At 37.9% G+C, this 2,622-nt stretch carries 3 protein-coding genes; 1 reads left to right on the top strand and 2 read right to left on the bottom strand.

Annotation, left to right across the window (positions count from 1 at the left end; translation table 11 throughout):
* Positions 1-135 precede the first annotated feature (135 nt).
* Both AC1UFB_RS16940 and AC1UFB_RS16935 read right to left on the bottom strand, forming a co-directional pair.
* Complete coding sequence (locus AC1UFB_RS16940; protein ID WP_025911782.1) at positions 136-1,539, bottom strand: MBL fold metallo-hydrolase; 1,404 nt, start codon at positions 1,537-1,539, stop codon at positions 136-138.
* An 83-nt stretch (positions 1,540-1,622) separates the two neighbouring features.
* Complete coding sequence (locus AC1UFB_RS16935; RefSeq protein ID WP_025911781.1) at positions 1,623-1,997, bottom strand: rhodanese-like domain-containing protein; 375 nt, start codon at positions 1,995-1,997, stop codon at positions 1,623-1,625.
* Positions 1,998-2,266: 269 nt separating this feature from the next.
* Here AC1UFB_RS16935 and AC1UFB_RS16930 point away from each other — a divergent pair, with 269 nt between their 5' ends.
* The gene (locus AC1UFB_RS16930; RefSeq protein ID WP_482589534.1) at positions 2,267-2,518 is read left to right on the top strand and encodes a hypothetical protein; all 252 of its coding nucleotides are present in this window, start codon (positions 2,267-2,269) and stop codon (positions 2,516-2,518) included.
* Positions 2,519-2,622 lie beyond the last annotated feature (104 nt).

Genomic DNA, 2,622 nt, shown 5'->3' with positions numbered 1-2,622 from the left:
CCTAAAATAATAAAATTGAAGATTTTGAGTCTTTTTAATAGTTAATTTAAATTAATGCAACACTAGTGAATTTTATTACATAATAAAAAACCGCTATGCGTATCAATCTCCTTAACGCATAGCGGTTTTTTTATCTTATTCTTGAATCTCCTGTTTCCACTGACCATAACCACCTGTTAAATTGTAAACCTCCGTTATTCCTTTGGATTGAAGGAGGCTGATCGCAATCGCAGAACGAACTCCTGAACCACACTGAACAATTAGCGGACGGTGAGCTGGCACCTCATCAATTCGATCTAACAAGGTTCCAAGCATAATGTGAGTGGCACCTTCAATGTGACCTGCTTTCCACTCTTCTAAGCTTCGAACATCTAGTACCTGTGCTTTGTTTTGATCAAGCATGTTTTTTGCTTGGTGTGGCGTAATACTTTCATAAGACTGTGTCGTAGAAGCTTCTACTACTGCTTTGTTTGCATCGTAGTAGCCAACCAGCTGATCAATCCCAACAGAATGTAACACTTTTTCAATTTCACCAATCTGTTCATCCGCTGTTAGGACATATAATGGACGATCATAATTCACAATCCAGCCGGTCCAATTTGCAAATGAGTTGTTAAAGGGAATATTAATCGTTCCCTCTATATGATTTTCAGCAAATTCCGCTGCGCTTCTTGTATCAATTACCTGATAACCTGCTTGAATTTGCTTTTCTACTTCGATTACGTCTGCTAACTTGTTAACCTTTGGAAGCTTTGATAAGCTGTTTGGTCCTACTTTATTCACCTTTTTCATCACTGCAAAATATTTCGGTGGCTCTGGCTGTCCATCTAACAAAGCATTTACAAACGCTTCTTTTTCCGTATGCTGAAGCGCCCAGTTAAAGCGTTTCTCATACCCTACAGTTGAAGAAGGCACGGCACCAAGGGCTTTTCCGCATGCGCTTCCTGCTCCGTGTCCCGGCCAAACCTGCATAAAATCAGGCAGCTCTTTGAACTTTTGAAGCGATTCAAACAATTGATATCCGCCTGACTGTGCTGTTCCCTGTGCACCCGCTGCTTTTTCTAATAAGTCTGGGCGACCAACATCTCCAACAAATACAAAGTCTCCTGTAAAAATCCCCATTGGTTCATCTGCTTTAGCACCGCCGTCCGTTAACGTAAACGAAATGCTTTCCGGCGTGTGACCAGGCGTATGCACTACACCGAATGTTAGATTCCCAATCTTAAACTGGTCCCCACCTTTTAGCAATTTATGAGGTAAGTGATCAATGTTTTGATACTTCCAATCTGCATCTCCCTCGTCTGATACATATAACGTAGCCCCTACTCTTTCAGCTAACTCGCGACCTCCAGACACAAAGTCAGCGTGAATATGGGTTTCTAAAGCACCAATGATTTTCATTCCATTTTTTTCTGCTTCTTGAATGTATGGTTCAATATTTCGAGCAGGATCTACAACAACAGCTTCTTTTGCAGCTTGACACCCTACCAGATAAGAAGCTTGTGCTAATTTTTCATCATAAAAGTATTTAAGTAACATATTCATTCTCCTTTTTCTTCATATTGATATCCTTAATCCATCTCTATTTTACCCTGGTAGGTATATAAGGATACAAATTAAACTCACACTCCACAACCAACTAGTTCTTTTTCTGTTTTGCATGGACAAGTCGCTAACTGATAGCTTGACACAATATATCCTTTCTGACGTAAAAAGCGAATTCCTAAATGTAGCTCTATTTTATCTTCTGCGATGATGTGAATTTGTTGATTCGGTATTTCAGAATAAAAGCGTTTTAAATACGCATAGGGAATGTTTATAACGTTCCTATATTCACTTTCGCTTCTTTCGTTGTAATGACGAATATCAACAAGTAGCCGGTCATCTTTTAGCTCATTAGGGTCATTAACACATTGCACACCCTTAACGGGATAATTGCGTTTATATGCTAAAGCACCTAGCATTATAACGAGAAAACTTCCTATAAAGTAGCTCATTAACTCACCGCCTCTTTAAAGAGATTCAATTAATTTATAGTTACACTATATACCCCTACAGGTATTTAGTCAAGTGTTAGAAATACAGATCATTTTCTATTGTTTACGTTTCCCTACCTATCTTAAGCTAAACTGTATTTTTTGCTAACTTGGCTTATTCGATTTTACCTTTTAGCACACACTAAAGAGAGCTATTGCATGCTTGTTTTTACCATATCTGATATGATGTTAACGACTCTTAAGATTTAATATAGAAAGGATTGCTTTTATTGGTATTTTTAGCTTTTGGTATTTCAGCTGCTATTACGATATTCCTAGCCATTCGGCTATCTATTTATGCAGATACTATTGAGCGGAAATCTGCTTTAAGCGGCATATTGATTGCTCTTTTATTAGGAGGCGCCACATCATTACCTGAGATTACAACAAGCGTCACGTCCATCATTATTTCAAACCCCGATTTAGCTGTAGGAAATGTTCTTGGAAGCAACTTATTTAACGTAATGATTTTAGCTATATAAGTTGAATTTATCTTTTACAATCGAATGCACAATCAATCAATAACTTTTCTAGGTGAGTCATTTAACTCACGAATAAAAGCTTGCACATTTCTTCGAATCTCTTT

Source organism: Priestia sp. KCTC 13724 (assembly GCF_056820425.1).
The sequence above is the reverse complement of the archived record's forward strand: the minus strand, read 5'-3'. Positions and strand labels throughout refer to the sequence as shown.

Bases quoted from the DNA above. Each gene is read 5' to 3' on its own strand.
- AC1UFB_RS16940 (WP_025911782.1), bottom strand. From the start codon at position 1,539: ATGTTACTTAAATACTTTTATGATGAAAAATTAGCACAAGCTTCTTAT.
- AC1UFB_RS16935 (WP_025911781.1), bottom strand. From the start codon at position 1,997: ATGAGCTACTTTATAGGAAGTTTTCTCGTTATAATGCTAGGTGCTTTA.